The sequence below is a fragment of the Frankia sp. QA3 genome (genome assembly GCF_000262465.1).
Classification (GTDB): Bacteria; Actinomycetota; Actinomycetes; order Frankiales; family Frankiaceae; genus Frankia.
In genome coordinates, this window is sequence record NZ_CM001489.1 from 7,406,747 (window position 1) to 7,409,226 (window position 2,480).

The 2,480-nt window shown below is 74.5% G+C and carries 2 protein-coding genes and 1 pseudogene; 1 reads left to right on the forward strand and 2 read right to left on the reverse strand.

Going from position 1 to position 2,480, the window contains the following annotated elements; all coding sequences use genetic code 11:
* Positions 1-586: pseudogene (locus FRAQA3DRAFT_RS32200) on the forward strand (serine/threonine protein kinase); the annotation flags it as partial.
* A 131-nt stretch (positions 587-717) separates the two neighbouring features.
* Here FRAQA3DRAFT_RS32200 and FRAQA3DRAFT_RS30280 read toward each other — a convergent pair.
* Both FRAQA3DRAFT_RS30280 and FRAQA3DRAFT_RS30285 read right to left on the reverse strand, forming a co-directional pair.
* Positions 718-1,629, reverse strand: coding sequence for a TIGR01777 family oxidoreductase (locus FRAQA3DRAFT_RS30280; protein WP_035921740.1), 912 nt, complete (start codon positions 1,627-1,629; stop codon positions 718-720).
* A 69-nt stretch (positions 1,630-1,698) separates the two neighbouring features.
* A partial coding sequence (locus tag FRAQA3DRAFT_RS30285) for a 2-oxo acid dehydrogenase subunit E2 (RefSeq protein WP_009742868.1) occupies positions 1,699-2,480 on the reverse strand: 782 nt, incomplete at its 5' end.

Consider the following 2,480-nt stretch of genomic DNA (forward strand, 5'->3'; position numbering starts at 1 on the left):
GCGGCGCTGGCTGCTGCCGGTCACCGCGGGGCTGGGCCTGTTCGCCGTCGTGGTGGCCGTCGTGTTGCTCATGACGAGCCCGTCGAGGGACGGCACCGCCGACTCCGCGGCGCCCGCGCCGCGGACCGCGCTGCCGTCCGCGGCCAGCGTGCCCGGGCGGGACCCGACCGCGTCACCGGTCGCGAACCAGTCGCCCGAGCAGATCTGGCGCGCCGTGCTCGGCGAGCTCAACACCGCCCGTAGCCGGGCGTTCGAGCAGGCCGACGAGTCCCTGTTGGGGCAGTCCGACGCCCCCGGCAGCCCCGCCTACAACGCCGACGTCACGCTCATGCGGCAGGTCGTCGCCCAGGGCGCGCACGCGTCGGCGCTGCGCAGCGACATCCTCGGTCTCGAGGTCCGCAGCGACCAGACGAACCGCACGGTGCTGCGGGTGACCGAACGCCTGGCCGCCTACGACTACCTCGACGCCCGCGGCCAGCTTCTCGCCCACCAGCCGGCGAAGGCCCCCCAGCGCCACGACCTCGTGCTGATCCGCACGGACTCCGGCTGGCGGGTCTCGGAGAGCATCCCGGTCACGGGGAACTGACCGCCGGCAACGCGGGCGCCGGTCATTCAGGGGCCGGTGGTCCAGGCGCCGGTGGTCCAGGCGTCGGTGGTCCAGGCGTCGGTGATCCAGGCGTCGGTGATCCAGGCGTCGGTGATTCAGACGTCGGTGATTCAGGCGCCGTCGGTGAGGATCGCCCGCAGCGCGGTGTCGATGTCGGGATGGGCGAAGCGGAAGCCCGTCCCGGCCAGGACGGCGGGGGCCAGCCGCTGGGAGGCGAGGACGCCCTCGTCGGCGAACTCGCCGAGGGCGGCGCGCAGGGCGAGGCGGGGTACCGCGGCGAACGCCGGGCGGTGCAGCGCCGACGCGAGCGCCGCGGTGAAGGCGGCGTTGGTGACGGGTTCGGGCGCGACCAGGTTGACCGGCCCGGCCACCGAGTCCTCGGCGAGCAGCAGGCGCAACGCCGCCACCTGATCGGTGCGGCTGATCCAGCTCAGCCACTGGCGGCCGGATCCCAGCCGGCCCCCGAGGCCCAGGCGGAACAGCGGAAGCTGGCGGCCGAGGCTTCCCCCGTGACGGGAGAGCACGACCCCGGTCCGCAGCGTGGCGACCCGGATGCCGGCCTCGCGGGCGGGCGTGGCCGCCGCCTCCCAGTCCTCGACGAGCCGGGCGAGGAACCCCGCGCCGGCGGGGGCGGTCTCGTCGAGCGGGCCGGCGTCGCCGCCCGCCGAGGTGCCGTACCAGCCGATGGCGCTGCCGGAGAGGAACACCTGCGGGAGTGGCGTGAGGGTGGCCAGCGTGCGGGCGAGCAGGTCGGTGCCGGCGATCCGGCTGTCGCGGAGCAGGCGTTTGTAGTCGTCGGTCCAGCGGCGGTCGCCGATGCCCGCGCCGGCGAGGTGGACGACGGCGTCGGTGCCGGCGAGCGCCGCCGGGTCGAGCCGACCGGCGGCGGGATCCCACTGGATCTCGCCGCCGGTGCGGGGCGTTCGCCGGACCAGGGTGGTCACGGTGTGGCCGTCCTCGCGTAGGGCGGGGACGAGCGCCGAACCGATCAGTCCCGAGGCCCCGGTCACCACGATGCGCATGGCGACCATCGTGGCCGGTCGCCGCCCCGGATGCGAGGCGCCCGACCGGCCCGTGGCCGCGGACGGCGCCTAGAGGCCCAGGTCGGCCTCGAAGGCGCCCTCCTCGAGCCGCCGCTTGATGAAGGTCAGGAAGCGGGCGGCGTCGGCCCCGTCGACGATGCGGTGGTCGTAGGTCAGCGACAGGTACACCGCCGACCGGACAGCGATGATCTCCCCGAGCTCGGGGTCGTCGATGACGGCGGGCTTCTTCGTCACGATCCCCGTGCCGAGGATGCCGACCTGCGGCTGGTTGATGATCGGCGTGTCGAACAGGGCGCCCCGGCTGCCCGTGTTCGTGAGGGTGAAGGTCCCTCCACCGAGCTCGTCCGGGGAGATCTTGTTGGCTCGGGTCCGGCTCGCCAGATCGTCGATCTTGCGGGCCAGCCCGGTCAGGTTGAGGTCACCGGCGCTGTGGATGACCGGCACGACCAGGCCGCGCTCGGAGTCCACGGCGATGCCGAGGTTCTCCTCGCCGTGGTAGGTGACCGTCCCCGCCTCGACGTCGATGCTGGCGTTGAGCTGCGGGAACTCGCGCAGCGCCTCGCAGGTCGCCAGCGCGAAGAACGGCAGGAACGACAGCTTGAGCCCCTCGCGGGCCTGGAAACCGGCCTTGGCCCGGTCCCGCAGTCGCGCGATGCGGGTGACGTCCACCTCGACGACGGTGGTGAGCTGGGCGCTGATCTGCAGCGACTCGACCAGGCGCCGGGCGACCAGGGCACGCAGCCGGGAGAGCTTCTCGGTGCGCCCGCGGACCGGGGCGGGGGTGGAGGTGCCCGTGCCGGTCGCCGCCGGGGCAGCGGGGGCAGCGGGGG

Excerpts from the sequence above, each read along its gene's own strand:
- FRAQA3DRAFT_RS30280 (WP_035921740.1), bottom strand. The coding sequence starts at position 1,629 with ATGCGCATCGTGGTGACCGGGGCCTCGGGACTGATCGGTTCGGCGCTC.